Consider the following 25,749-nt stretch of genomic DNA (forward strand, 5'->3'; position numbering starts at 1 on the left):
GACCCTAGGGGGTTTCGCCCCGGCGGCCCGCGTCCTCGGCGAGGAGTCCGACGAACGGTTCGCCCTCGTCGGCGAAGGTGTAGGCGCCGTTCTCGATGCGTTCGACGAGCCCGCGGGTCCACTCGGCCTCGGAGTCGGCCGTGTGGACCCACATGTTCATGATCTCGCCGATGTGGCCCAGCTGTTCGGGCCCGTCCTCGGGGACGTAGTGCTCGGTGACCGAGGACCGCCACGCGGCGATCCTCCGGGTCCGCTCCTTCAGCAGGGCCACCGCCTCCGCCCTCGGCAGGTCCACCATGAAGCCGAGGGCGGCCGTCTTCACGTCGCCCCGCTGGTCGTAGGTGACCAGTGCGTCCCGCAGCAGGGCGAAGTACTCCTCGGTGCCCTTGTCGGTGAGTTCGTACTCGGTGCGCGGCGGTCCGCCCGCCGTGGACGGCGCGATCTCGTGCGCGTGCAGCAGTCCCTGCCTGGCCATCTGCTTCAGGGCGTGGTAGATCGAGCCCGGCTTGGCGTGGGACCACTCGTGCGCGCCCCAGTACTCCAGGTCGCCCCGGACCTGGTAGCCGTGGGCCCGCCCGTGCTGGCGCACCGCGCCCAGCACGAGGAGACGGATCGCTGACATGCCGTCCAGGTTAGGGCCGTACGGCTATCCGGCCTGCGCCAGCGCCACCAGCTCGAACGCGGTCTTGCCGTCCAGGGACTCGCGGATGATGTCGGCGTGGCCGGCGTGCCGGGCGAACTCGCGGATCAGGTGCAGGCACAGCCAGCGCAGCGAGACACGGCCCTCCGGCGGGAACCAGGGGTCGGGCGGCAGCGGGAAGGTGTCGTCCAGGCTGGGTGCGGACCGGATGAACTTCTCCGTCTCGGCGGCCACCTGCTCCCAGTACGCCAGCTGCGAGGCCACCGTCTCGTCCCCGACCAGCTGGAAGGTCTCGTGCCAGTTCGACTCGTCGCGCGACACCGCCGGCGGCTCCTGCTTCGCCCGGGCGAGCCAGCTCTGCTCGACCTCGGCGACGTGCTTGAGCAGACCGCCCAGGGACAGCTCGCTGACGCTGGGGCGGGTACGGGCCTGCTCCTCGGTCAGTCCGAGCAGCGCCCGGCGGATCCCGCCGCGCTGTTCCTCGATGAACGCGAGCAGCGCCCCGCGCTCGTCGCCCTTCGCCTCCGCCGGAACGTGCATGACCATGGCGTGCCGCCTTTCCTGGGGCCGGTTCGCCGGGGGCCGTTTTCCCCGACATCGAACACGCTACGGGCCATTGAGGACAGATCCTGTCCTCAATGGCCCGTGAACACCGAAAAACCGGCTAGAACGGGAAGCCGCTGCGGCCGTGCTGCACCGAGATCCACTTGACCGTGGTGAACGCCTCCAGCGTCGTCTCGCCGTTGAGTCGGCCGAGGCCGGAGTGCTTCTCGCCGCCGAAGGGCACGATCGGCTCGTCGTGGACGGTGCCGTCGTTCACGTGGAACATGCCGGTGTCGATCCGCTTGGCGAAGGCCACGCCCCGCTCGATGTCGCCGGTGTGGACGGCGCCGCTCAGGCCGTACGGGGTGTCGTTGACGATCCGGACCGCCTCCTCCTCCCCGTCGAACGGGACGAGGAAGACGACCGGGCCGAACACCTCCTGCTGGAGCAGCGCGGAGCCCGCGGGGAGACCGGTGAGCACGGTCGGCTCGACCAGGTTGTTGGTCGTGGTACCGCGCACCAGGGCGGTGGCGCCCTCGGCGAGGGCCTGCTCGACGGTGCCGGAGATCGCGTTCGCCTGCGCCGAGTTGATCACCGGGCCGATCACGGTCTCCGGGTCGCGCGGGTCACCGACCTTGAGGGTCTTCACCTTGGCGACGAACTTCGCGGTGAACTCGTCGGCGACGGAGGCGTCCACGAGGACCCGGTTGGCGGCCATGCAGACCTGGCCCTGGTGCACGAACCGGCTGAAGACGGCCGCGTCCACCGCGTAGTCGAGGTCGGCGTCGTCCAGGACCACCAGCGCGCTGTTGCCGCCCAGTTCGAGGACCGAGCGCTTGAAGTGCCTGGCGCAGACGGTGGCGACGTGCCGGCCGACCTTGTCGGAGCCGGTGAAGGAGATGACCTTCGGGACCGGGTGCTCGATGAAGGCGTCACCGATCTCGGCGATGTCGGTGACGACGACGTTGAGCAGGCCGCCGGGCAGCCCGGCCTCCTCGAAGATCTTCGCGAGCAGGGTGCCGCCGGCGATCGGGGTGTTCTGGTGCGGCTTGAGCACCACGGCGTTGCCGAGCGCCAGGGCCGGCGCGACCGACTTCAGGGAGAGCAGGAAGGGGAAGTTGAAGGGGCTGATCACGCCCACGACGCCGACCGGCACCCGGTAGACGCGGTTCTCCTTGCCCTCGGTCGGAGAGGGCAGGATCCTGCCCTCCGGGCGCAGCGCGAGGTGGATCGACTCGCGCAGGAACTCCTTGGCGAGGTGCAGCTCGAAGCCGGCCTTCACACGGGTGCCGCCCAGCTCCGCGATGATGAGGTCGGCTATCTCCTGCTCACGGTCCTCTATCAGCCTCAGCGCCCGCTCGAAGACCGCGCGCCGGGCGTAGGGGTTGGTCTCGGCCCACTTCTTCTGGGCGCGGGCGGCGGCCTGGTAGGCCTGGTCCACCTCGTCGACCGTGGCCACCGTGATGGAGGCCAGCTTCTCGTCGTCGTAGGGGTTGAAGTCGATGACGTCCCAGGAGCCGGTGCCCGGGCGCCACTCGCCGTCGATGTACTGCTGGGCCAGGTCGGTGAAGTAGGACGACATGTGATCCCTCAATCGCTAGCGGACACCAGATCCGTGCATGCCTGAGCGGACGTCATCCTACTTGCTGGTAAAGGGAGTTGGGGCGGGTCAGGACATGTGCAGCAGGCCGCGCAGCAGGTCCCTGCTCTCGTCGGGCCCGGGGCTGTCCTGCTGCAGTTCCTTCAGGGCCTGCTCGTACTGGGCGACGTCCTCGCGTTTGTCCAGGTAGAGGGCGCTGGTCAGTTGCTCCAGGTAGACCACGTCGGACAGGTCGGACTCGGGGAAGCTGAGGATGGTGAAGGCGCCGCTCTCGCCGGAGTGCCCGCCGAAGCTGAACGGCATGATCTGCAGGCGCACGTTGGGCCGCTCGGAGATGTCGATCAGGTGCTGGAGCTGGCCGCGCATCACCTCGCGGTCGCCATAGGGGCGGCGCAGGGCGGCCTCGTCCAGGACGATGTGGAACTCGGGGCCGTTGTCGGAGAGCAGGTACTTCTGCCGCTCCAGGCGCAGGGCGACCCGGCGTTCGACGTCGGCGACGCCGGCGCCCTTCATGCCGCGCCGGACGACCGCGCGGGCGTACTCCTCGGTCTGGAGCAGGCCGTGCACGAACTGCACCTCGTAGGCGCGGATCAGCGCGGCGGCGCCCTCCAGGCCCACGTAGGTGGGGAACCAGCTGGGCAGGACGTCGGTGTAACTGTGCCACCAGCCCGCCACGTTGGCCTCCCGGGCGAGGGAGAGCAGCGACTCGCGCTCCGCCTCGTCGGTGATGCCGTAGAGGGTGAGCAGGTCCTCCACGTCCCTGGTCTTGAAGCTCACCCGGCCCAGCTCCATCCGGCTGATCTTCGACTCGGAGGCGCGGATCGAGTATCCCGCCTTCTCGCGCGTGATCCCCCGCGCTTCACGCAGTCGCCTGAGTTGCGAGCCGAGCAGCATCCGCCGCACCACCGATCCGGGCTCTCCCGCGCTCACGTTCGCCAGCCTCCCCAACCGTCTTCAGGGGCCGAAGTCTGCCACTAAAACACTCCGAGCAGTACTCGCCCGGTTACGGAAACGGAAAGAGCTCGGCCGTTTCTGCCGGGTCCCGACCGCTGAGAGGTCCGGACCTCTGGCGGACTCCTTGCGGAGATGGCAGAAAAAATGGCCAAGAAGCGGTACGGGCAGTGCCATTTCGGTCGCGTGCACGTGCATCTGCCCTTGCATCTGCTCTGCGCATCCGAAACCATGGTGCCGCGCCACCGCTGCATCGCAACGACCGCGAATTCCCGGGAGTGCCTCGCATGGGGACGAATGGATCGACCATGCTCAAGCCGTTACGGCAGGGCCTTCCGCCGCTGGATCCCGCGGCCGTGTCCGATGCCGCCTCCTGCGCCCTCCCGGCCCGCTTCGAGGCGGTGCGCGAGGCCCGGCGCTTCACCCGGAACACCCTGGAGCAGTGGGACGTCGGCGACCGCTTCGACGACATCTGCCTCGTCGTCTCCGAACTCGTCACCAACGCCCTGCGCCACGCGGTGCCTTCCGCTCCCTGCCGCACCGAGCCGCACCAGTCGTGCGTGCGGCTGCACCTGATGCGCTGGAGCGAGCGGCTGGTGTGCGCGGTGCGCGACCCGAGCCACGAGACCCCGGTCCCGCGCGACTCGGACGACTTCTCCGCCGAGTCGGGGCGCGGGCTGTTCCTGGTGGACTCCTTCGCGGACAGCTGGGGCTGGCACCCGCTCGCGGGCGCGCTCGACGGCAAGGTCGTCTGGGCGCTGTTCCGGCTCCGTACGGCCGGCTGATCCGGTACGGCACCCAGTGGACGCGTTGTGTCTACGCGCGTCCACTTTTCACGTGCATATACCTGTGCGGGCCCCCGCGCGCGCGACATCGTTGCCAACGGCGTCGCGCGGACGAGGTACCCGCCTCAGCTCGCTATCAGATGGTCGAACTCGCCGTCCTTGACGCCGAGAAGCATCGCCTCGATCTCCGCGCGCGTGTAGACGAGCGCCGGCCCGTCCGGGAAACGCGAGTTGCGTACGGCGACATCGCCGCCCGGCAACCGCGCGAACTCCACGCAGGAACCCTGTGAGTTGCTGTGCCTGCTCTTCTGCCAGGCCACTCCGTTCAGCTGCGTGGCAGCCATGCCGTTGTACACGTCGTACCCCCCGTACACGCCGTCGACGTCGCGGTCCACAGGTCGCTCCCCGGTGGTGCACTGGCTGGTGAGGCCATAGATGCTGTGGTCAACTGACCCGGATCATAGCTCTGTTCACGTGCCGATGCATGAGCAGATGCACGTGCACGAGGAGTGGTGCCGCGGTTACAGTCTTGACGTCCGCTTTACCGAAGCCGTTCCAGCGCCTGCCCCAGAGCAGGCAGGACATGTCCCTTCCAGCCCCCGCCCATGATCTTCCGCGCCATCAGCTGGGCCGGGTCGTCCGGATCGAACCCCTCGTGCACTAGGAAGAGACGCGTACCGCGCCCCTCGTGTTCCAGGGTCCAGGTGACGGTCCAGTCGGCGGGGTTGGCCGGATCGGCGTCCGTCCAGCGGAGGGACAGCATCCGCTCGCTGTCGTAGGCCAGCACCTCCACCTCCACGACACCCGAGAAGCGGGTGCCCGGACGCGGGACGGAGGTCATCCGGTACCGGTGGCCCACGCGGAGCCGGAACTCCTCGGCGCCGGGCATCTGCCAGCGGGCGAGCAGCTCGGGCTCGGTCAGGGCGCGCCAGACCTTGGCGGGAGGGTGCGGGAAGAACTGGTCGACGCGGATCGTGGTGAGGTCGTCGGCGTCGGGTTCGGGCAGCGGGCTCATGACGGCTCATCGTCGGGCATGCGGTCGAGCAGATCGCCGAGGCCCTTCAGTCGCTCGCGCCAGAACCGCTCGTACGGATGGAGCCAGTCCTGCACCTCGGCCAGGGGGGCCGCCTCCAGGCGGTAGATGCGCTGCCGCCCGGAGCGCTGCTCGGAGACGAGACCGGCCTCCCGGAGCACCTTGAGGTGCTCGGAGAGGCTCGGGCGGCGCATGTCGAAGTGGTCGGCCAGGGCCTGTACGGGCTGCGGTCCGCGCTCGCGCAGCAGCCGCAGCACCTCGCGGCGGGTGGCGTTGGCGAGCGCGGCGAAGACGCGGTCCTCGGCGGCGGTACCCGTACCGTTCATGGAGCGGTCAGAAGCCTTCCTTCTCCGTCAGCAGCATCAGACCGTTGCCGTCGGGGTCCGTGAAGGAGGCCATCCGCCCCCAGGGGAGTTCGTCCGGACCCTGCACGGTGGTGCCGGCCGCGGTGAGCCGGGCACAGTCCGCGTCGACATCGGTCGTGACCAACATGATCCCCCGCGCGGATCCGGGCTCGAAGCCGCCCATACCCGGACCGGACAGCGTGAAGACGGTCTGCGCGCCCTCGGGGGCCACCTGGAGCCAGCGCCCCTGGGGCATGTCCCGGTCGGCGGTGACCTCGAAGCCGAGGACGTCGCGGTAGAAGCGCAGGGCGCGGTCCTGGTCGGAGACGGGGAGGGTGACGAAGGAGGCGTGCGTGATGGTCATGGGTACGACAATAGGTAGGCGTTTCCCTACCAGTCAAGCGTAGGGAAACGCCTACCTATGCGCGTGATCACCGACTCGAGTACGGCAGCAGGGCCATCTCCCGGGCGTTCTTGACGGCGCGGGCCAGCAGCCGCTGCTGCTGGGCGGTGACCCGGGTGACCCGGCGGCTGCGGATCTTGCCGCGGTCCGAGACGAACTTCCGCAACAGATCGGTGTCCTTGTAGTCGATGTAGGTCACCCCCGCCTGGTCCAGGGGGTTGGGGCGGGTACGGACCGGCTTGCGGTCGCTCTTGCGAGGCATCAGACCTCCAGCAGGGTGTCGAAGGCGGGCGGGAGCTTCCTCCAGGAGTCCCGCCCGGCGGCGTACTCGGCGTCGGTGAGCAGGCAGGACTCCAGCAGGTGCGCGAGTCCGTCGCGGTCGAGGGCGGGCGAGGTGAAGACCAGGTGGTTGCAGCGGTCGCCGTGCTCGGGGTGCCAGTCCAGGGCCGCCGCGGCCCGGCGCACCGGCGGGACCATCTCCCAGGCCGCGTCCGGCAGCGCGGCCAGCCAGGGCCCGGCGCTCTCCACGCACAGCGCGCCGCCGGCCGCGTCCCAGTGCAGCAGCGTGTCCGGCTTGTCCGCGAGCCAGAACCGACCCCGGCTGCGCGCGGCGGCGCAGGTCAGGTCCTCCAGCGCCGCGTACAGCCGCTCCGGGTGGAAGGGCCGGCGGCGGTGCCAGACCAGGGTGGAGACGCCGTGGTCGTCGGCCTCCTGGGGCAGCAGCGCGCAGGCCGGGTGCTGGGCGGCGGCCGCGGCCTCCACGTCGAACCCGGCCAGGGCGGCCCGCGCGAGCGACTCCGGGGAGCGGGCGTCCGCCCCGATCGGGACCCGGCGGGCCGTGGGATGGAGCTGCGTGAGCAGCTCGCGGTCCTCGTCGTCGGCCTCCGGGGAGTCGGCGACGGCGAGCACGGGGGCGTACTCCAGCTGCCGGGCGAAGGTGTCGGCGACCGTGCGCTGGTCGGTGGCGGCCGCGGCGAGCCCGGCCTCGGCGAGATCGTCGCCGTTGCCGAGGTACGGCAGCACCAGCGCCGGGTCGACGGCCGTGATCACGGAGGTGACGGTCAGCCCGCCGGACGCGATCACCTCGGCCATCGCCTTGGGCTCGACCGAGTCCCACAGCTCGACGACCGCCAGCCGGGTCGTGCCGGCGTCGGCGAGCCGGCGCAGCTCGGGCACCAGATCCTCGCGCAGCGCGCAGCACGCACAGTCGTTGACCAGGGGCGTCTCCCCCGTGGACAGGACACCGTCACGGTCGCGGACCGTCCGTACGACCGTGCCGGCGGCGGCCGTCGCGAGATCGTGGTGGAGTACGACGCTCCCGGGCACGTCGGCGAGCAGCCGGCTTGTGGCCGCCGTGCGGGCCGCGGCGTGCAGCCCGGCCACGACGGCCACCGACAGGCTCACGCCCCGCCCCGCTTGCCGTACCTGCGCTCGAAGCGCTCCACGCGTCCGGCGGTGTCCAGCACGCGCGCGGTACCGGTGTAGAAGGGGTGGCTGACGTCGGAGATCTCCACGTCCACGACCGGGTAGGTGTTGCCGTCCTCCCACTCGATCGTCCTGCCGCTCGGCCTGCCGACGAGCGTCGAGCGGGTGAGGAAGGCGTGGTTCGCGGCCCGGTCACGGAAGACGACCGGCCCGTACTCGGGGTGGATTCCCTTGCGCATGGCGGGGGTCAGCGCTCCTCTCGGAAGTCGACGTGGCGGCCGGCGACCGGGTCGTACTTGCGCAGCACCATGCGGTCCGGGTCGTTGCGGCGGTTCTTGCGGGTCACGTAGGTGTAGCCGGTTCCGGCGGTGGACCGGAGCTTGATGACCGGGCGGAGTTCGTTGCGTGCCATGCTGCTACCTTACTGAAAATGAATTCCATTAGCATCAGCGTCTGAGGAGAGCTACGTCACCGTGTCCGCACACTGCATGCTCACCGGGGCCCGGCCGGGCTTCGGCAACCGGATCTCCCACTCCCACCGGCGCACCTCGCGCCGTTTCGACCCGAACATCCAGACCAAGCGGTACTGGCTGCCCGGCGAGGGCCGGTACGTCCGGCTGCGGCTGAGCGCGAAGGCCGTGAAGACGGTGGACGCGATCGGCGTCGAGGCGGCCGTCGCCCGCATCCGTGCCCGGGGAGTGAGGGTCTGATGGCGAAGAAGAGCAAGATCGCGAAGAACGAGCGGCGCAAGGAGATCGTCGCCCGGTACGCCGAGCGCCGCGCCGAGCTGAAGGAGATCATCCGCCGGCCCTCCACCCCCGAGGCCGAACGGCTCACCGCCCAGCGGGAACTGCGCCGGCAGCCGCGGGACGCCAGCGCCACGCGCGTGCGCAACCGCGACCAGATCGACGGCCGCCCGCGCGGCTATCTGCGCACGTTCGGGCTGTCCCGGGTCGGCCTGCGCGAACAGGCCCACCAGGGTCACCTGCCCGGGGTCCGGAAGGCCTCCTGGTAACTGCCGTCGACCCGCTCTCCCTCCTGGGGGAAGGAGGTTCCGGCCTGCTCGTCCGGTGCCGTGCCGCTGTGCGGCACGGGCATCGGGCGGGCTTCCGTGGACTGACCCGCGCCTGATCGATCTTCGCCAGGTCCGACCAGTACATCGAGCAGCCGAACCGGTCGGCCTGGACCTTCACGCCCGGATCCGCCGCACCGCCACCGTGGCGCTCCGCGCGATCAGCACCGCACAAGACCAGCCGGCCTGGAGACCGATGCGCTGCACATCAATGCTGGTAGCTTGCGCTGCGGGCCGTCCGGCGAGGGCGGCCGGCCGCTACCGCGGAGGGAGCTTTTCCGGTGACAGGTGCGACTGCGAGGGTGCGGGGCGCGGCCTTGGCCGCGGGACTGGCGGGGGTGCTGGCGCTGACGGCGTGCAGCGGTGGTTCCGGGGACGACGGGGGCGGCGGTTCCGGGAACAAGGACGGTGCGTCGGCCTCGGCTTCGCCGGGGGCGTCCGGGTCGTCGGCGGGTACGGCCTCGCCAGGGGTGACCGGCGCTTCCGCCAAGCTCCAGGGCAGCTGGATCACCACCGCCGACGGCAAGATCGTGGCCCTGGTGATCACCGGGAAGCAGGCCGGGGTCTTCGCGACCGGCGGGACGGTGTGCAGCGGGACCGCGGGCGCCGAGGACGGCATGCGGATGATCCACCTGACCTGCCCCGACGGCGGCAAGGAACGCACCACCGGCATGGTCGACTCGGTGAACGGTACGACGCTGAAGGTGACCTGGTCGGGCAAGACCGGCCAGGAGACGTACACCAAGGCGGAGGGCGGCAAGCTGCCTTCGGGGCTGCCGACGGCACCCGTGAAGCAGTGAAGGCGCCCCTGAAGCGGTGAATCGGGCCGGGGCGCGTGATCGCGCCCCGGGTGCAGGGGCCATGATGCGAGGAGACCGTCACTACCTCGATGGGAACCTGCTCATGCGCGCCACTCCGCTCACCGTCACCGTCCTCGCCGCCGCCCTGCTGCTGACCGCCTGCGACGACAGCGGCGGGGACAAGAACGGCAAGAGCGGTTCCGCCTGCGAGATCGGCGGGGTCTCCGTGCAGATCGGCTCGGCGAGCGTGGCCCCGGCCGCCGGCGACACCGGCGAGATCCCGGTGAGCATCACCAACCAGAGCGCCCCCTGCACCCTGGACCACTTCCCGCAGGTCGTCCTGGGCGACGGCGCCGGCAAGGCCGCGGTGCCCGTGCTCAAGGGCGCGAAGGCCCAGAAGCTGGAGCTGGCCAAGGGCGACTCCGCGTCCTTCTCCATCAGCTACGTGCGCGGAGCCGACGGCGCCAAGAACGCCCTGGCCGCGAAGACCGTGAAGATCACCCTGCCCGGAACGGACACCGCCCGCAGCTTCCCGTGGAAGTACGGCCCGGTCGCCGGCAAGTCCGACGGCAGCGGCCCGGACGCCTCCGTGAGCGCGTTCCAGCAGGTCGGCGACTGAACCACGCGGACTCCGGCGCTTCTCACTCCGGGCCGCGGGTCCTCGATCCGGGGGCTGGGGGCCGGGGGCCGCGGGGCCTCACTCCGGGGGCCTCACTTCAGAGGCCGCAGGTCCTCACTCCGGCCGAGGGCCTCACCCCAGCCGGGGGCCGCGGGGCCTCACTCCGGGGGCCTCACTTCAGAGGCCGCAGGTCCTCACTCCGGCCGAGGGCTTCACTCCAGCCGGTCGCGGCGTTCACCCCGTGCACGGGCTACTCCAGCCGCGGGCGGGCCCTGCTCCGGGCCCGGACCGGCGAGTCACCCAGAGAGCCGCGGGGCCTCACCCCAGCCGGGGGCCGCGGGGCCTCACTCCGGGCGCCTCACTTCAGAGGCCGCAGGTCCTCACTCCGGCCGAGGGCATCGCTCCAGCCAGGAGCGGTGTTCGCCCCGGCTGCGGGCTACTCCAGCCTGGACGGGCCATGGCCTGGACCCGGTCCGGCGGGTCGTTTACCCAGAAGGCCGCGGGGCCTCACCGCCCACCGGGCCCGCTAGTCCCTCAGTCCGGGGCCCCATCTGCCCTTCGCCACGACCGCAGGGCGTCGCCCCAGCCGGGGGCGCTCGCTCCGGCCGGCAGGCCTCGCTCCACCCAGGGGTATTCGCCCCGTCCGCAGGCGTTCACCCCGGCCGAGGGCCTCGCCTCAGCCAGGGCGCCTGCGGTCGCTCCGGCCGCGGACGCCAGTCCAGCCGTCGGCGGGCCCTGGCCTGGGCCCCGTCCGCCGGCCCTTCACGCAGAGGGCCGCGGAGCCTAGCCCCGGGGGCCACGGGACCTCACTCCCGCCGGGGGCGTTCGCTCCGGCCGCGGGCGCCAGTCCAGCCGCCGACGGGCCCTGGCCTGGGCCCCGTCCGCCGGCCCTTCACGCAGAGGGCCGCAAAGCCTAGCCCCGGGGGCCACGGGACCTCACTCCCGCCGGGGGCGTTCGCTCCGGCCGCGGGCGCCAGTCCAGCCGCCGACGGGCCCTGGCCTGGGCCCCGTCCGCCGGCCCTTCACGCAGAGGGCCGCAAAGCCTCGCCCCGGGGGCCACGGGACCTCACTCCCGCCGGGGGCGTTCGCTCCAGCCGGCGCGAGTCAGGGCGGCGTTCGCCGCTGCCGCGGGCGTTACTCCAACCGGCGGCGGGCTCTGACCTGGGCCTGGTCCGCCGCGCGGGCGCCCTCGGTCCAGCCTGCCGCGTCGCTCACCCCGCGGAGCCGGGTGGTGGTGGTCTCCGGGAACATGCGCTCCAGCCGGCCGGTGACGGCTATCGCGCGCGTGGCCAGCACCGGCAGCAGATCCTGGGTCACCTGGGTTTCGGCGGCGGCCGCGAGCCGGTCGCCCACCCGGTGTGCGTAGGCCGCGAGGAACGACTGCCGGAAGGTCTTGGTCCGCTTGCGTCCGCCGGCCCGCTGGGCGGCCTCCGCCCTGGTCATCGCGTGCGTGGCCTGCACCAGCAGCGAGGTGTAGAGCAGTTCGACCGCCTCCAGGTCCGCCTCGAAGCCGACGACCGTGGAGAAGCCGAGCGGTTCGTTCCACACCGCGCGGCAGTGGTTCGCCGTGGCCACCGCGTCCAGCAGGACCGCCTTGGCCTGTTCGTACGGCGGCTCGACCCCGATGCGGCAGGCGCCGGGCGCGTCCGGCGCGGGCGCCTCGGCGGCGAGCAGCGCCTCGTCGACGCTGTGCCGGGCCATCAGCTCCTGCGCCTTGGCGGTGAGTGCCTCCGCCTCCTCCGGGTAGCCGGTCGCCTCGGCCTTGGCGAGCAGCGCGCGGATGCGGGTGAGCATGCGGGAGGCGGCCGGGCCGGGGGCGCGCCGGGGCTCCTCCTCCAGGGGCTCCAGGGCGGGCAGCCGCAGCAGCAGGCGGTACAGCTCGAGGACGGCCGTGGCGTGCGAGAAGCGGTCGGCGGTGCGGTCGGGGCCGGCGGGCAGCGCCGCCAGCTGGCCGGCCCAGCGGTGCCCGCGCGGACGGTCCCGGCCGGCCTGCGCGCGGATCAGCGCGGCGGCCAGGCGGACGTGCTCCTCGTCCAGCTCCCGCCGCACCAGCCGTACGACGTCGGCGGGCTGCCAGCCGCGTTGCCAGGCCGTCGCCACGAAGTCCTCGCCGCGCCGCGTGAGTTCGGCGTCGGCGGCGGGGTCGGCGGCGAGCAGGGAGGCGCCCGTGTCGAGGCCGGTGTCGGTGTCGTCGTAGAGGGCGGCCCGGAAGGCCCGTTCGACGGTGCTGGCGGTACTGGTCACGCCGTCGATCGTGCCACGGCCGACCGACAGCGCGGGGTGGCCGTCCACAGGCTGTGGACAGCGGCCATGGAAACAGAAACAGTGCACTGTCAACCATCAGTTGACAGCCCTCGCGGCGCAACCTACGGTTGACAGTATGGCGACCAACCCGAACATCACGGCATCCGTGCGTCTCGACGACCTCATCGAGGCGATCAAGAAGGTTCACACCGAACCCCTCGACCAGCTCCAGGACGCGGTGATCGCCGCCGATCACCTCGGTGACGTGGCCGACCACCTGATCGGGCACTTCGTCGACCAGGCCCGCCGCTCGGGCGCGTCCTGGACCGACATCGGGCGGAGCATGGGCGTGACCCGGCAGGCGGCGCAGAAGCGGTTCGTGCCCAAGGAGTCCGCCGACCTCGACCTCAGCCAGGGCTTCAGCCGCTACACCCCGCGCGCGCGGAACGTGGTCATGGCCGCGCACAACGAGGCGGTGGCCGCCCGCAACGCCGAGGGCCGCCCCGAGCACCTGCTCCTCGGGCTGCTGGCCGAGCCGGAGGGCCTGGCCGCGAAGGCGATCACCGCTCAGGGCGTCCCGCTGGACGCCGTACGCCAGGCCGCCACCGCCGCGCTCCCGCCCGCCGCGGACGACGTCCCCGAGCTCGTCCCCTACGGCCCCGAGGCCAAGAAGGTCCTGGAACTCACCTTCCGCGAGGCCCTCCGGCTCGGCCACAACTACATCGGCACCGAGCACCTCCTGCTCGCCCTGCTGGAGCACGAGAACGGCGAGGGCGTCCTCAGCGGTCTCGGCATCACCAAGGCGGGCACCGAGGAGTACGTCGGCAAGGTGTTGTCGCTGCTGCTGGAGCAGAAGAAGGAGGCGGCCGCGGCAGCCGGGTCGGCGACCGGATCCACGGAGCCCGGCCAGGACTGAAGAGGGCCGAATCCGCAGGTCGGAGCGATTGTCAGACCCCCCTGCCACACTCGCACTCATGACCGACCGGTGGGCGCTCGCACCGGCCGAGGACGGAGGCGTGGACATCGCCCCCCTCGGCCCGGGAGGGCTGCCCGCCGGGCCGGTGCGGTGGGAGAGCGATCCCGCCGAGGCGGTGCGGAGCCGCCCGGAGGTGACGCGCTGGGTGTGGCGGTCGACCCCCGAGGTCTACCCGCGACTGCTCGCCACGGGGGTGCGAGTGGAGCGGTGCTACGACATCGAGGACGCCGAAACCCTCCTGCTGGGCCACGAGGGACGGTACGGCGAGCCGCGCTCGGCCGCCGCCGCCCTGGCCCGCCTCCGCGGCGGCCCCGTACCGCCCGACCCGCCGCAGCGCGCGGCCGAACCGGGCGCCCAGTCCCCGCTGTTCGAGCCCGCCGGCACCCGGCTGCCCCTGCCGGACCTGCTCGCGGTCTACGCCGAGCAACTGAAGCGGCACGAGAAGGCCGCCCACCCCGACCGGATGCGGCTGCTCACCGCCGCCGAGTCGGCGGGGATGCTGGTGGCCGCCGAGATGAACCACGCGGGCCTGCCCTGGAGCGCCGAGGTCCACCGCGAGCTGCTGCGCGACCTGCTCGGTGAGCGGTACGCCGGCGGGGGCGAGCCGCGCCGCCTCGCCGAGCTGGCCGACCAGGTCTCCGCCGCCTTCGGCCGCCGGGTGCGGCCCGATCTGCCCGCCGATGTGATCAAGGCCTTCGCGCAGGCCGGGATCAAGGTGAAGTCGACCCGCCGCTGGGAGATCCAGTCCGTCGACCACCCGGCCGTCGCGCCGCTGCTGGAGTACAAGAAGCTGTACCGCATCTGGGTGGCGCACGGCTGGTCCTGGCTGCAGGACTGGGTGCGCGACGGCCGGTTCCGCCCCGAGTTCCTCGCCGGCGGCACGGTCACCGGGCGCTGGGTGACCAACGGCGGGGGCGCCCTGCAGATCCCCAAGGTGATCCGCCGGGCCGTGGTGGCCGACCCCGGCTGGCGGCTGGTGGTGGCCGACGCCGACCAGATGGAGCCGCGGGTGCTCGCCGCGATCTCCCGCGACCCCGGCCTGATGGAGGTGGCCGGACGCGACAGCGACCTCTACCAGTCCGTCTCCGACCGCGCCTTCTCCGGTGACCGGAACCAGGCCAAGCTCGCCGTGCTCGGCGCGGTCTACGGCCAGACCTCCGGCGACGGCCTGAAGAACCTCGCCGCGCTCCGCCGCCGCTTCCCCAAGGCCGTCGCCTACGTCGACGAGGCGGCCCGCGCGGGCGAGGAGGGCCGGCTGGTGCGCACCTGGCTGGGCCGCACCTGTCCGCCGGCCGCCGGGGCGGGCGAGGACGCGGCGGAGGAGGCGGGCATCCCGGTCGGTCCGGCCGGCGAGGAGGAGCCGGAGGGCCAGACCGCCTGGGTCCCCGGCTACGCCTCCACCAACTCCCGCGCGCGGGGCCGTTTCGCGCGCAACTTCGTGGTCCAGGGCAGCGCCGCCGACTGGGCCCTGCTGCTGCTCGCCGCGCTGCGCCGCACGCTGTGGGACATGGCGGCCGAGCTGGTCTTCTTCCAGCACGACGAGGTGATCGTGCACTGCCCCGCCGAGGAGGCCGACGCCGTCGTCCAGGCCATCCGCGACTCCGCCGCCCTCGCCGGCCGGCTGACCTTCGGCGACACACCGGTGCGGTTCCCGTTCACGACGGCGGTGGTGGAGTGCTATGCCGACGCCAAGTGAGCTGCTCCGCAAGGCCCGGTCAGCCCTCCAGAAGCTCCCGAAGCTCGGCCAGGACAGCCTGCTCGTCCGTGCCGTCCAGCGCCTCGCGGGCCGCGCGCCAGGCGTCGTACGCCTCCGTCCGCCGCCCCTGCTCACGCAGCAGCAGACCGTGCTGGTGCAGGGCGAGCCCGCCCATGTAGCGGTCGGCGCGGGCGTCGGCCCGGCGCAGCAGCTCGGCGCACTCGCCGGCCGCCCGCTCGGCCTCCCCGAGCTGCCGCAGCGCGCGGACCAGGCCGAGCCGGGTCTGGGACTCGCCGTGCCAGTCACCGTGGCCGCCGAGGATGCGCAGGCTCTCCTCGAAGTGCCCGGCCGCGGCCGCCGGTTCACCGAGGGTGAGATGGGCGTAGCCGATGTTGCAGTGCGCCGAGTGCTGCACGATGACCGCGCCGATGGCGTTTCCGATCGCCAGCGAGCGCCGGTGCTGCTCGATGGCGGCGCGCGGGTCGGTGTGCTCGTAGAGGTTGCCGAGGTGGCTGCGGGTGACAGCCTCGCCGTAGGGGTCGTTCAGCAGCCGCGAGTAGGCGAGGCTCTGCCGCAACGCCTCCCCCGACTCCTCGAACCGCCCGAGCCCCTCCAGCAGCAGCCCGCGGTTGTTCAGGCAGCGCCGGATCCGGGAGGCCCTGCCCAGCCGCTCCCAGATCCGAAGGGCCTGGTCGGTGAGGGCGAGGGCGTCGTTCTGCCGGCCGGTCAGGAAGTGCAGGCCCGCCAGGTCACCGAGGGCGTACGCCTCGGCCGCCGGGTCCCCGAGCCGCCGCGCCGTACCGAGCGCGGCACGCCCCAGCACCTCCATCTCCGCGACCCGGCCGCTGCGCTGCGCATACGGGAACAGCAGCCGTACGAGCGCCGAGAGATGGGCGGCCGTGCGCCGATCGCCGGTGTCCTCGTTCCGCTCCACCAGCGCGACGACGTTCTCCAGCTCCACCTCGCCCCAGGCGAAGGCCTCCTCGGCCGACTCGAAGGGCGCCAGCGCGGCCACGTCCGCCGCGTGCCCCTCCGGCTGCGCAGAGGTCGGCCGCCGCCGGTCGTCCTGATCGAGCCCCGGCTCCACGACGGCCGTCAACACCCGCTCGGCCACGGCGGCGTACCAGCGCAGGGCGGTCAGGTCGGGTGCCCCCGGAGTCTCCGGCGTGACGGCCGGGTCCGCGACCGGCCGTGCGCCGTCGGCGTCCTCGGGGGTCTCGGCGTTCTCGGCGTCCTCGGCGTCCGCCAGTTCGCGGGCGAAGTCGCGGACCAGGTCGTGGGGTGCGTAGCGGCCGTACGCCGTCTCCTCCAGGAGGGCGACGTCGACCAGGCGGTCCAGGGCGGCCTCGGCGCGGCGCTCGTCGGTGCCGGTGAGGCGGGCGATCAGCGGGGCGCCGTAGGTCGGCAGGTCGAGCGCGCCGATGTGGCGCAGGGCGAGGGCCGCGTCCCGGTCGGCCTCGCGCTCGGCGGCGGCCAGCGCGTCGTGGGCGACGGCCAGGGAGCGGCGGACGCTCAGGTCGTCGTACTCCAGGTGACGCAACCGTCCGCCCGTCTCGGCGAGTTGCCCGGCGAGGACGTCCGGGGTGAGGGCGCGGCGGGCCGCCAGCCGGGCGGCGACCACGCGCAGCGCCAGCGGGAGCCGCCCGGTCAGCTCGACCAGCGGATGGCCGGCGTCCAGTCCCGCCCGCCCGCTCACCGCGCGCAGCAGGGCCGCGCTGTCCTCGCCGGTCAGCGGGGAGAGCGGGAAGCGCCGCGCGCCGTCGAGCGCGGTGAGCGGCGAACGGCTGGTGACGATCACCGCGCAGCCGGGCCCGGCCGGCAGCAGGGGCCGTACCTGGGCCGCGTTCGCCGCGTCGTCCAGCACCAGCAGGATGCGCGCGGGTGCGAGCAGTGAACGGAGCAACGCGGCGGCGGCATCAGGGTGTTCCGGGATGTTCCGGGGCTCGGCGCCCAGGTCGCGCAGCAGCGCGGCGAGCGCCTGCGCGGCGGTGAGCGGGGTCATGCCGGGGGTGGCGCCGTGCAGGTTCACATAGAGCTGGCCGTCAGTGAAACGTTCCCTCAGCTCATGGGCGACATGCAGGGCCAGCGCGCTCTTGCCGACGCCGGCCATACCGCTGATCACCGCGACGGCAGGGGCCGGGGCGGCGGGCTCGGTCAGCGCGCGCCGCAGCTGCCGGCGTACGTCGGCACGGCCGGTGAAGTGGGCCGGCGGTGCGGGTAGTTGGGCCGGGCGGGGGGTCTGCCGTGCGGTCGGCCGGTCAGGGTCCGGTGCGGAGGTGGGGGGTGCCGGGGAGGCGGAGACTCCCGCGCTGCTCTCCACGTCCTCTGTATCTCCCACCTTCCCGGAGACCTCCGGGAAGGTGGGGGCGCCGGCGGTGGCGGTGGTGGCGGCGGGCAGGTCGGCGTCCTGATGCGGCTGCCCGTCATGGCGTGACTGCCCGTCCGGGGGTGACTGCCCGTCCGGGGGCGACTGCCCGTCCGGGTGCGACTGCCCGTCCGGGCGCGGCTGTTCGCCCTGCCGCGGCGGTCCGCTCCGCCGCTGCTGGCCCTCCTGTCGCTGCTGTCCGTCCTGTCGCCGCTGCCCCTCCTGCCGCTGTCCGTCCTGCCACGGCTGACGGTTTTGCCACAGCCGGCGGTCCTGGTCGCCCGGATGCGGATCGCCGTACTGCTCGTCCCGCCGGCCCGCGCCGCTCCCCCGCAGCACCTCGACATGCGCCTCGCGGACCGCCGTGCCGGGTTCGATGCCCAGTTCCTCCACCAGGCGGGCACGCAGATCGCGGTGGACGGCGAGGGCCTCGGCCTGGCGGCCGGTGCGGTGCAGGGCGAGCATGAGCTGGCGGTGGTACGCCTCGCGCAGCGGATACTCCGCGACCAGGGCCGCCAGTTCGGGGATGAGCGCGGCCAAGCGAGCGCCGCCGAGGGCCAGTTCGGCGTCGTACCGCCACTCCAGCAGGAGCAGCCGGGCCTCCTCCAGGCGCTGCACGAGGGCGTAGCCGCCGATGTCGGCGGGGAGTCCGCTGAGCGGGGTGCCGCGCCAGAGCGCGAGCGCGCCGGCGCAGGCCCGGACGACACCCGGCCAGTCGCGCCGGGCGTGCGCGGACCGCGCCTCGGCGACCCGGGAGTCGAAGACGTGCACGTCCAGCTCACCGTGGTCGACCCGCAGGACGTAGCCCGGCGGTACGGCCCTGAGCCGCTCGGGGTCGTCCAGGAGCCGGCGCAGCCGGGTGACGTGGTTGTGCAGGGAGGCCTGCGCGGAGACGGGCGGCGCGCCGCCCCACAACGCGTCCTTCAGCGCCTCGACCGATACGACTCGGCCGGGCTCCAGCAGCAGGGTGGCGAGCAGGGCGCGGACCTTGGGGCTGCCGATGGCCCGGACGCCGTGGTCGGGGGTGTCGTCAGGGGTGTCGTCAAGGATGTAGTCGGCGGAGGCCGTGGGTGTGTGGGGGGCCCCGGCGCCGGTCGTCTCGGCCGGGCTGCCGGCGGCGGGCTCACCGGGGGCTCGAGGAGAGGGGCTGCCCAGAGGATCGGCAGAGGCGTCGCCCAGAGGGTCGGCAGAGGCGCCGCCGGGAGTTCCGGCAGAGGCGCCGTACGAGATCTCGTACGGCGGTCGGTCGTAGAGGACCGGCGGTCCCAGCAGTCCGAAGCGCAGCTCGCACCGCCGCATCACGCCGCTCCACTGCCTTCCCGCGCGGCCGGGGCCGACCGCGCTCCGCGGCGGGCGGGTGCCCACCGTCGCCTGGCGGAAATCCGCCCTGTCCTGGGCGGTTTCCCGCCACCTTCTGCCCGTCGGCCGACCGTCGGCCGGCACCGGAATCCCCCGGTCCGGACGGGCTGTTGGCGCTGCCGCCGGACGAGTTCCGGCCAACCGCTCCGCTACCCGCCGACGAACCGTTGGCCACATGTTAGCGATCCGTTGGCGAATCCTGATGTGATCATTCCATCGGATCCGGCCCGACGGCGCGCGCGTACGACGCGTAACTCGGGGGAGTGTCGCCGCAGGTTGGATCCGGGGACGACCAGGGCCCCGGCCGGCGGAGGTGAACGACCGGGGCCCCCGTCCCGTCTCCCCTTCCCCTGGTTGCTCTTCTCTTCTGGTCTTCCGGTTCGCCGCGCGGCTCAGATCACCGGCGGGCGCCCCAGCCGGGTCAGCCGCCAGACCGTCCGCCAGCGCATCGGCCGCCGCTCACCGGCCGGCTCCCGCAGCCCCTCCGCGAACCCGCCGAACCACGCCTTGAGCCCCGGCAGGGAGCGGGTGCGGGCGAGGGTGAGGAGCGTCCACAGCCCGAGGTGCACCGGGATGAGCGGCAGCGGCAGCCGACGCCGGACGAGCCAGACACGGTTGCGGGCGTTGACCCGGTAGTAGATGGCGTGGCGGGCCGGAGAGGTCTTCGGGTGCTGGAGGAGCAGCTCGGGGGCGTACAGGATCTCCCAGCCGGCGTCGGCGGCCCGCCAGGCGAGGTCGGTCTCCTCGTGCGCGAAGAAGAACTCGGCGGGCCAGTCCCCGGTCTCGGCGAGCATCGCCATGCGCAGGGCGTGCCCGCCGCCGAGGAAGCCGGTGACGTAACCCCCGCGCATCGGATCGGACTTGCCCACGCGGGGCACATGCCGTTGCTGGGTCTCGCCGTGCTCGTCGGCGATGCGGAAGCCGACGATGCCGAGGCGCGGATCGGCGGCGTACAGGTCCCGTACGCGCCGCAGCACATCGGCGTCGACGAGCAGCCCGTCGTCGTCCAGTTCCACGACGACGTCGACGTCCCCGAACTCCCGCAGCCGGGCGAGCGCGACGTTCCGGCCGCCCGGGCAGCCGAGGTTCTCCTCGACGTCGATGGTGGTGACCTCGCCGGGCAGGGAGAGCCGGCGGGCGAACTCGGGCAGCCGGCAGCCGTTGCCGACGATGACGATGCGGACGGGGGCGAGGTCCTGCTTGGCCACGGACTCCAGCAGGGCGTCGACCTCGGCGGGCCGGTTGCCCATGGTCACCACGGCGACCGCGATCCTCGGCTCCGCCACGTCCCTCACCCCATCCGGCCGACGAAGGCAGCGCGCCCCGACCGCGCGCTGCCCGCTGTTCACCAAGATGTTGCCTCAGGTCCGCGGGTTCACCGGGCGCCGATTCACTTTGCCGGGTCTTTGATCCGGTTTTGTCGCCAGGATTCCTCGGGCCAGGATTCCTTGACGTCACGGCTCCTCGACGCCAGGGCTCCTCGACGCCAGGATTCCTCGGCGCAACGATTCCTCCGCGTCACGATTCCTCCGCGCCACGATTCCTCGACGCGGCGTTTTCCCCGCCGAGCCGCGGCACCGTGCTGCTCCCTCCTCGCCGGACGCGTTGCATGCGTCACAGTCGCGGGCGGCCGAGATGCGTCGGATCTGCCGCCCTCCCAGGATGGAAAGGGGCCGCCCGTACCCGGACAGCAGGAGATGACGTTGAACGCAGAACGACCTCCGCCGTCATGGCTGTTTCCCGAGGTCCAGGCCCCGCCCCAGACGCCGAGGGGCATGGGCACCGAGCCCTTCCCACTGGCGGTCGACGGCACCCGGATGTCCTGTGAGTGCGGGTTCCTGCGCGGGATCATCGAGGGCACCTCCGCCCCCGTGGTCATCCTCGACCGTCACCTGCGCTACCTCTACGTCAACCCGGCCTGGTCCCGGGTCACCGGCGTCCCGGCCACCGCGTTCCTCGGCAGGACGCTCGCCGAGGTGCTGCCGGACGTGCAGACAGCCGACGACGTGCTGATCGAGGTGCTCGCCGACGGGCAGCCCCGGGAAGTCACCCTGACCGGAACGACACGTGTCCCCTCCCCCGTGGGACGCAGGCTCTGGCGCGCCGTCTTCCACCGGCTGGAGGTGCAGGGACATGTCCTCGGCGTGTGCGGGATCGCCGTCGAGGCCAGCAACCTGCGCCAGTACCTGGACGACCTGGAGAACGCCCACCAGCGGCTCGCCCTGCTGGACGCCGCGGCCACCCGGGTCGGCACCGTCCTCGACGTGGAGGCCACCTGCGCCGAACTGGCGGACTTCCTCGCGCCGTCCCTCGCGGACATCGCCGCGGTGGGGATCGTGGAGCAGGACTTCTTCGGCGCGCCCCCGCCGCCGGCCGGCATGCTCCGGGTGCGCAAGATGAAGCTCTCGGCACCGCCCGAACTGCAACGGCACCTGAGCGAGCTGGGCGGGACCAAGCCGTACGTCGATCTCCCGCGCGGCTCGGTGCCCCGGCGCTGCATGGACAGCGGGCGGCCGTGGCTGGGCAACCAGGCCTCCGACGAACTGTTCCAGAAGGTCGTCGTGGACCCCGAGCGCGTACGGGTCCTGCGGGCGGCCGGGGTCCACTCGGCGCTCGTCGTCCCCCTCCCCACGGCCGGCCACAGCGTCGGGATCATCCTGCTCATGCGGGTGGGAGCCTCCCCCGCGTTCAGCAGTGACGACATCCTGACCGCACAGGGCGTCGCCGCGCGGGCGGCGGTCTCCATCGACAGCGCCCACCGGTACAGCCAGGAGCACGCGATGACGCTGGAACTCCAGCGCGCGCTGCTCTCCGAACCCGACCGCCCGCACCCCACGGTCGAGGTGGCGACCCGCTATCTGCCCTCCGGCCGCAGCGCCCTCGTCGGCGGCGACTGGTACGACTCCATCGCGCTCCCGGACTGCCGCACCCTGCTGGTCATGGGCGACGTGATGGGACACGGCTTCCAGGCCGCGGTGGCCATGAGCCAGTACCGCTCCGTCCTGCGCACCGTCGCCGCCGCCGGACTGCCCGTGGACGCCATGCTCACCGAGGCGGACCGCAGGGCGGCACGCATCGGCCTCGACCGCGCGGCCACCTGCCTGCTCGTCCTCCTGGACCCCGAGACCGGCACCTGCACCGCGGCGACGGCCGGCCATCTGCCACCGCTCGTCATCCGCCCCAACGGCAGCGCCGGCCTGATGCACCTCCCGGCCGGCCCGCCCATCGGCACGGAACTCGGCGACTACGAGATGACAACGTTCGCATTCGAGCCCGGCTCCGTCCTGCTGCTCTACACCGACGGCCTCGTGGAACAGCGCGGTGTGGACATCGACGACTCCGTCCACACCCTCACCACCATGGGCCTGTCCGCCGACGACTCCCTGGAGCACCTCCTCGACACCCTGCTGACCCAGCTGACCGACGGCATGTGCGAGGACGACATCGCCCTCCTGGCCGCCCGCCGCCGCCTCCAGGCCCCGCAAGCCCCCTACTAGCAGTCCCCTATTAGCAACAAAAAGGCCAGGTCACGAACTACGTGACCTGGCCTTGACCGGAGCCGCTTTCGGGATTCGAACCCGAGACCTACGCATTACGAGTGCGTTGCTCTGGCCATCTGAGCTAAAGCGGCGTGCTGCCTGCACCATGGTGCGATCGGCAACGTCGGTAAGTCTACACAGTTTCCGGGGGTGCTTCGTACCGGCCCCGGAGCGGGCGGTTCCGGGGCCGGGGGGAGGGGTTATGAGCAGCGCTTTCCCGGGGGTGGCGGGGTGCCGCGGAGGAGGTAGGTGTCGATCGCCGTGTCGATGCAGACGCTGCCCCGGCCGTACGCCGTGTGGCCGTCGCCGTTGTAGGTCAGCAGGCGGCCGGAGGAGAGCTGAGCGGCCAGGGAGCGGGCCCAGCGGTACGGCGTCGCCGGGTCGCGGACCGTGCCGACCACCACGATCGGTGCCGCCCCCTTCGCCTCGATGCGGTGCGGGCCGCCCGTCGCCCGCACCGGCCAGTACGTGCAGTTCAGGGTGGCCCAGGCCAGGCCGGGACCGAAGACCGGGGACGCCTTCTCGAACGCGGGGAGCGCCTTGCGGACGTCCTCGGGGCCGGTGAAGGCCGGTGGCAGGTCCAGGCAGTTCACGGCGGCGTTGGCCATCATCAGATTGCTGTAGCGGCCGTCCGCGTCCCGTTCGTAGTAGCCGTCGGAGAGGGCCAGCAGGCCGGCGCCGTCGTTCTCCTTCATCGCCGAGGACAGTGCCTCGCGCAGCTGCCCCCAGGACCCCTCGTCGTACATCGACGCGATCACCGCGGTGGTGGCCAGCGCCTCCCCCAGCTTGCGGCCGTCCGGGTCGCCCGCCGGGACGGGGTGGGCGTCCAGCTTGCGGAAGAACGCCTCCAGGTGCTCGCCGACCTGCGCGGGTGTCGTTCCCCTCCCGCCGAGCGGGCAGTCGGAGTGCCGTACGCAGTCCTTCGCGAAGGCCTGGAACGCCGTCTCGAAGCCCGCCGTCTGGTCCAGGTTCAGCCGGCGCGCGTCCAGGGACGGGTCCATCGCCCCGTCCAGCACCATCCGGCCGACCCGCTCGGGGAACAGTCCGGCGTACGTCGCCCCGAGGAACGTGCCGTACGACGCCCCCACGTAGTTCAGTTTCCGGTCGCCGAGCACCGCCCGCAGGATGTCCATGTCGCGCGCCGCCTCGACGGTGGAGACGTGCCGCAGCAGCCGCGCCGAGCGGGCCCCGCAGCTCTCGGCGAACTTCCGGTCGGCCGCGACCAGCGCGTCCCGCTCCTTCTGGTCGTCGGGGGTCTGGTCCGTCTGCGTGTACGCGTCCATCTGCCGTCCGCCGAGGCATTCGACGGGCTCGCTGCGGGCGACACCCCGCGGGTCCACCGCCACCATGTCGTAGCGGGCGCGGATCTCCTCCGGGTAGCCGACGCCGGCGTACTGCTGGAGGTACCCGACCGCCGAGCCGCCCGGGCCTCCCGGGTTGACCAGCAGCGAGCCCAGCGGCTCGCCCTTGCCGGTGGCCTTCTTCCGTGCGACGGCGAGCCGGACGTCACCCGCGTCGGGCTTGTCGTAGTCCAGCGGGGCCTTCATCGTCGCGCACTGGAATCCGGGGGCACCGCAGTCGCGCCACCGCAGCCGCTGGTCGTAGTACGGCGTCAGCGCCGACGGCGTCGAACGCGGCAGCGCGGCGAGCGCCGCCTCCACCGTCCCGCCCGCCGATGTGGTCGAGTTCCTGGCGGAGCAGGCGGACACGAGCAGCGCGGCGGCCGCGAGGAAGCCGGTCGTCAGGCGGATCGCCGGCCGGGTGAGGGGGCGGGTGCGGGTACGGCGCTGCCGACGGGGCGGGGGAGGGGTTGGCCTGGTCTGCATCGCACGAGAGTAACGCTGAGCGATGGAGTGAGTGCGATGCGTGGTTTTTATGGCTCGTACGGAGGATGTCGATGAGGCGCGGGGGACGACGTCGCCCGTACGAGGGACAGGGGCGCGGGGACGAGTGCGCGGGGACGGAGGCGTGGGGACGGGGGCGTGGGAGGCCTCGGCCTGCTCGCAGTGCCCTCAGCCCGCAGTGCCCCCAGCCCGCCCCAGTGCCCTCAGCCCGCCCGCAGCGCCATCGTCATCGCCTCCACCGCCAGCAGCGGAGCCACATTGCGGTCCAGCGCCTCGCGGCACGCGGCGATCGCCTCGATGCGGCGGAGCGTGGACTCCGGGGTGCTGGCGCGGGCCAGCCGCTCCAGGGCGTCCTCGGCGTCGGCGTTGGCGATCGCCACGCGCGTGCCGAGCTGAAGGGCGAGGACGTCGCGGTAGAAGGCCGTGAGGTCGCCGAGGGCGATGTCCAGGCTGTCGCGCTGCGTACGGGTTCTGCGGCGCTTCTGCATGTCCTCCAGGTCCTTCATCACCCCCGCCGTGCCGCGCGGCATCCGGCCGCCCTGGGCCGCGCCGAGGGCCGCCTTCAGCTCCTCGGTCTCCTTGCCGTCCATCTCCTCGGCGAGCTGCTTGGCGTCCTCGGCAGCGGCGTCGACCAGTTCCTGGGCGGCCCTGAGGCAGGCGCCGACCTCGTCCAGCCGCAGCGGCAGCTTCAGCACGGCCGCGCGGCGCTCGCGGGCCGCCGGGTCGGTGGCCAGGCGGCGGGCCCGGTCGACATGGCCCTGGGTGGCGCTGGCGACCGAGGCGGCGACCTCGGGCTCGATGCCGTCGCGCCGTACGAGCATGTCGGCGACCGCCTCGACGGACGGGGTGCGCAGGTTCAGGTGGCGGCAGCGGGAGCGGATGGTCGGCAGGACGTCCTCGATGGAGGGGGCGCACAGCAGCCACACCGTGCGGGGGGCGGGCTCCTCCACGGCCTTGAGGACGGCGTTGGCCGACTTCTCGTTGAGCCGCTCGGCGTCCTCGACCAGGATGATCTGCCAGCGGCCGTTCGCCGGGGAGGTGAACGACTTGCGGACCGTGTCCCGCATGTCCTTGACCAGGATCTCGGCGCCGACCGCGGCGACCGTCGTGACGTCCGCGTGGGTGCCGAGCAGCGCGGTGTGGCAGCCGTCGCAGAAGCCGCAGCCGGGGGTGCCGCCCAGGGCGCGGTCGGGGCTCACGCACTGCAGGGCGGCGGCGAAGGCCCGCGCCGCCTGGTTCCGGCCCGCGCCGGGCGGGCCCGTGAACAGCCAGGCGTGCGTCATCTTCGACGCCTCGGGGAGCGGTTCGTCCGCGGCGGCGGCCGTGACGAGGGCGTCGGCGTCCCGCGCGGCCGCGTCGAGCACCGCGCTCACCTTCTCCTGCCCGACGAGGTCGTCCCACACGCTCATGGGTCACGCCGCCCTTCCGTCACACTCCGCGTCACGGGATCCATTGTGGGGGTGGGCACTGACAACCGGGGGCGGTCGTGGGGGTGAGCGGGGCCGGGGTGA

General features: G+C 72.8%; 25 protein-coding genes and 1 tRNA gene. 8 read left to right on the top strand and 18 right to left on the bottom strand.

What is annotated here, in order from left to right:
* Positions 1-4 precede the first annotated feature (4 nt).
* The 4 genes from ACZ4U1_RS36070 to ACZ4U1_RS36085 form a co-directional block, all read right to left on the bottom strand.
* Positions 5-622 (bottom strand): PadR family transcriptional regulator, encoded by a 618-nt coding sequence (locus ACZ4U1_RS36070; protein WP_467908389.1) that lies wholly within the window; start codon positions 620-622, stop codon positions 5-7.
* Positions 623-646: 24 nt separating this feature from the next.
* Positions 647-1,186, bottom strand: a complete 540-nt coding sequence (locus tag ACZ4U1_RS36075; protein WP_467908390.1) for a DinB family protein — start codon at positions 1,184-1,186, stop codon at positions 647-649.
* A gap of 118 nt (positions 1,187-1,304) precedes the next feature.
* Positions 1,305-2,765, bottom strand: coding sequence for an aldehyde dehydrogenase family protein (locus ACZ4U1_RS36080; RefSeq protein WP_467908391.1), 1,461 nt, complete (start codon positions 2,763-2,765; stop codon positions 1,305-1,307).
* Positions 2,766-2,852: 87 nt separating this feature from the next.
* Positions 2,853-3,677 carry a helix-turn-helix domain-containing protein gene (locus tag ACZ4U1_RS36085; protein WP_467908447.1) on the bottom strand — a complete coding sequence of 275 codons (825 nt, stop codon included), beginning with the start codon at positions 3,675-3,677 and terminating at the stop codon, positions 2,853-2,855.
* Positions 3,678-4,042: 365 nt separating this feature from the next.
* Between ACZ4U1_RS36085 and ACZ4U1_RS36090 the strand changes: the two genes are divergently transcribed.
* The gene (locus ACZ4U1_RS36090; protein ID WP_467908392.1) at positions 4,043-4,519 is read left to right on the top strand and encodes an ATP-binding protein; all 477 of its coding nucleotides are present in this window, start codon (positions 4,043-4,045) and stop codon (positions 4,517-4,519) included.
* Positions 4,520-4,644: 125 nt separating this feature from the next.
* Here ACZ4U1_RS36090 and ACZ4U1_RS36095 read toward each other — a convergent pair whose 3' ends face one another.
* The 8 genes from ACZ4U1_RS36095 to rpmG all read right to left on the bottom strand — a co-directional run bounded on the left by ACZ4U1_RS36095 (position 4,645) and on the right by rpmG (position 8,136).
* Positions 4,645-4,914: a DUF397 domain-containing protein gene (locus tag ACZ4U1_RS36095; protein ID WP_189303518.1), complete on the bottom strand. Its 270-nt coding sequence runs from the start codon at positions 4,912-4,914 to the stop codon at positions 4,645-4,647.
* A gap of 146 nt (positions 4,915-5,060) precedes the next feature.
* Entirely contained in the window at positions 5,061-5,534 is a 474-nt protein-coding gene (locus tag ACZ4U1_RS36100) for an SRPBCC family protein (protein ID WP_467908393.1), read from the bottom strand.
* A complete protein-coding gene (locus tag ACZ4U1_RS36105) occupies positions 5,531-5,878 on the bottom strand; it encodes an ArsR/SmtB family transcription factor (RefSeq protein WP_467908394.1) in 348 nt (115 codons plus the stop codon). Before ACZ4U1_RS36105 ends, ACZ4U1_RS36100 begins: the two co-directional genes overlap by 4 nt.
* Before the next feature lie 7 nt (positions 5,879-5,885).
* Entirely contained in the window at positions 5,886-6,260 is a 375-nt protein-coding gene (locus ACZ4U1_RS36110) for a VOC family protein (protein WP_467908395.1), read from the bottom strand.
* Positions 6,261-6,327: 67 nt separating this feature from the next.
* Entirely contained in the window at positions 6,328-6,561 is a 234-nt protein-coding gene (gene rpsR, locus ACZ4U1_RS36115; protein WP_467908396.1) for a 30S ribosomal protein S18, read from the bottom strand.
* Entirely contained in the window at positions 6,561-7,703 is a 1,143-nt protein-coding gene (locus ACZ4U1_RS36120) for a CobW family GTP-binding protein (RefSeq protein ID WP_467908397.1), read from the bottom strand. Before ACZ4U1_RS36120 ends, rpsR begins: the two co-directional genes overlap by 1 nt.
* On the bottom strand, positions 7,700-7,963 hold the full coding sequence (locus ACZ4U1_RS36125) for a type B 50S ribosomal protein L31 (protein ID WP_467908398.1): 264 nt from the start codon (positions 7,961-7,963) through the stop codon (positions 7,700-7,702). Before ACZ4U1_RS36125 ends, ACZ4U1_RS36120 begins: the two co-directional genes overlap by 4 nt.
* A gap of 8 nt (positions 7,964-7,971) precedes the next feature.
* A complete protein-coding gene (gene rpmG, locus ACZ4U1_RS36130; protein ID WP_201843023.1) occupies positions 7,972-8,136 on the bottom strand; it encodes a 50S ribosomal protein L33 in 165 nt (54 codons plus the stop codon).
* A gap of 61 nt (positions 8,137-8,197) precedes the next feature.
* Here rpmG and rpmB point away from each other — a divergent pair, with 61 nt between their 5' ends.
* The 4 genes from rpmB to ACZ4U1_RS36150 all read left to right on the top strand — a co-directional run bounded on the left by rpmB (position 8,198) and on the right by ACZ4U1_RS36150 (position 10,215).
* Positions 8,198-8,434: a 50S ribosomal protein L28 gene (gene rpmB / locus ACZ4U1_RS36135; protein ID WP_344352841.1), complete on the top strand. Its 237-nt coding sequence runs from the start codon at positions 8,198-8,200 to the stop codon at positions 8,432-8,434.
* On the top strand, positions 8,434-8,739 hold the full coding sequence (gene rpsN, locus ACZ4U1_RS36140; RefSeq protein WP_467908399.1) for a 30S ribosomal protein S14: 306 nt from the start codon (positions 8,434-8,436) through the stop codon (positions 8,737-8,739). Before rpmB ends, rpsN begins: the two co-directional genes overlap by 1 nt.
* A gap of 338 nt (positions 8,740-9,077) precedes the next feature.
* Positions 9,078-9,596, top strand: a complete 519-nt coding sequence (locus tag ACZ4U1_RS36145; protein WP_467908400.1) for a hypothetical protein — start codon at positions 9,078-9,080, stop codon at positions 9,594-9,596.
* A gap of 103 nt (positions 9,597-9,699) precedes the next feature.
* Positions 9,700-10,215, top strand: a complete 516-nt coding sequence (locus tag ACZ4U1_RS36150) for a DUF4232 domain-containing protein (RefSeq protein ID WP_467908401.1) — start codon at positions 9,700-9,702, stop codon at positions 10,213-10,215.
* Between the two features lie 1,134 nt (positions 10,216-11,349).
* Here ACZ4U1_RS36150 and ACZ4U1_RS36155 read toward each other — a convergent pair.
* The gene (locus ACZ4U1_RS36155) at positions 11,350-12,459 is read right to left on the bottom strand and encodes a DUF2786 domain-containing protein (protein ID WP_467908402.1); all 1,110 of its coding nucleotides are present in this window, start codon (positions 12,457-12,459) and stop codon (positions 11,350-11,352) included.
* A 136-nt stretch (positions 12,460-12,595) separates the two neighbouring features.
* Here ACZ4U1_RS36155 and ACZ4U1_RS36160 point away from each other — a divergent pair, with 136 nt between their 5' ends.
* Together ACZ4U1_RS36160 and ACZ4U1_RS36165 are read left to right on the top strand one after the other, a co-directional pair.
* On the top strand, positions 12,596-13,375 hold the full coding sequence (locus ACZ4U1_RS36160) for a Clp protease N-terminal domain-containing protein (RefSeq protein ID WP_467908403.1): 780 nt from the start codon (positions 12,596-12,598) through the stop codon (positions 13,373-13,375).
* 58 nt (positions 13,376-13,433) lie between these two features.
* Positions 13,434-15,131 carry a bifunctional 3'-5' exonuclease/DNA polymerase gene (locus ACZ4U1_RS36165; RefSeq protein ID WP_467908404.1) on the top strand — a complete coding sequence of 566 codons (1,698 nt, stop codon included), beginning with the start codon at positions 13,434-13,436 and terminating at the stop codon, positions 15,129-15,131.
* Positions 15,132-15,150: 19 nt separating this feature from the next.
* Here ACZ4U1_RS36165 and ACZ4U1_RS36170 read toward each other — a convergent pair whose 3' ends face one another.
* The gene (locus tag ACZ4U1_RS36170; RefSeq protein ID WP_467908405.1) at positions 15,151-18,795 is read right to left on the bottom strand and encodes an AfsR/SARP family transcriptional regulator; all 3,645 of its coding nucleotides are present in this window, start codon (positions 18,793-18,795) and stop codon (positions 15,151-15,153) included.
* Between the two features lie 452 nt (positions 18,796-19,247).
* Positions 19,248-20,141, bottom strand: coding sequence for a glycosyltransferase family 2 protein (locus tag ACZ4U1_RS36175; RefSeq protein ID WP_467908406.1), 894 nt, complete (start codon positions 20,139-20,141; stop codon positions 19,248-19,250).
* Positions 20,142-20,630: 489 nt separating this feature from the next.
* Between ACZ4U1_RS36175 and ACZ4U1_RS36180 the strand changes: the two genes are divergently transcribed.
* Entirely contained in the window at positions 20,631-22,352 is a 1,722-nt protein-coding gene (locus ACZ4U1_RS36180; protein ID WP_467908407.1) for a PP2C family protein-serine/threonine phosphatase, read from the top strand.
* Positions 22,353-22,412: 60 nt separating this feature from the next.
* Here the strand turns inward: ACZ4U1_RS36180 and ACZ4U1_RS36185 are convergent.
* The 3 genes from ACZ4U1_RS36185 to ACZ4U1_RS36195 all read right to left on the bottom strand — a co-directional run bounded on the left by ACZ4U1_RS36185 (position 22,413) and on the right by ACZ4U1_RS36195 (position 25,647).
* Positions 22,413-22,486: transfer RNA gene (locus ACZ4U1_RS36185), tRNA-Thr, on the bottom strand.
* Between the two features lie 108 nt (positions 22,487-22,594).
* Complete coding sequence (locus ACZ4U1_RS36190; RefSeq protein WP_467908408.1) at positions 22,595-24,220, bottom strand: alpha/beta hydrolase; 1,626 nt, start codon at positions 24,218-24,220, stop codon at positions 22,595-22,597.
* Positions 24,221-24,441: 221 nt separating this feature from the next.
* Positions 24,442-25,647 carry a DNA polymerase III subunit delta' gene (locus tag ACZ4U1_RS36195; RefSeq protein WP_467908409.1) on the bottom strand — a complete coding sequence of 402 codons (1,206 nt, stop codon included), beginning with the start codon at positions 25,645-25,647 and terminating at the stop codon, positions 24,442-24,444.
* Positions 25,648-25,749 lie beyond the last annotated feature (102 nt).

The organism is Streptomyces sp. NPDC028928 (assembly GCF_055564915.1).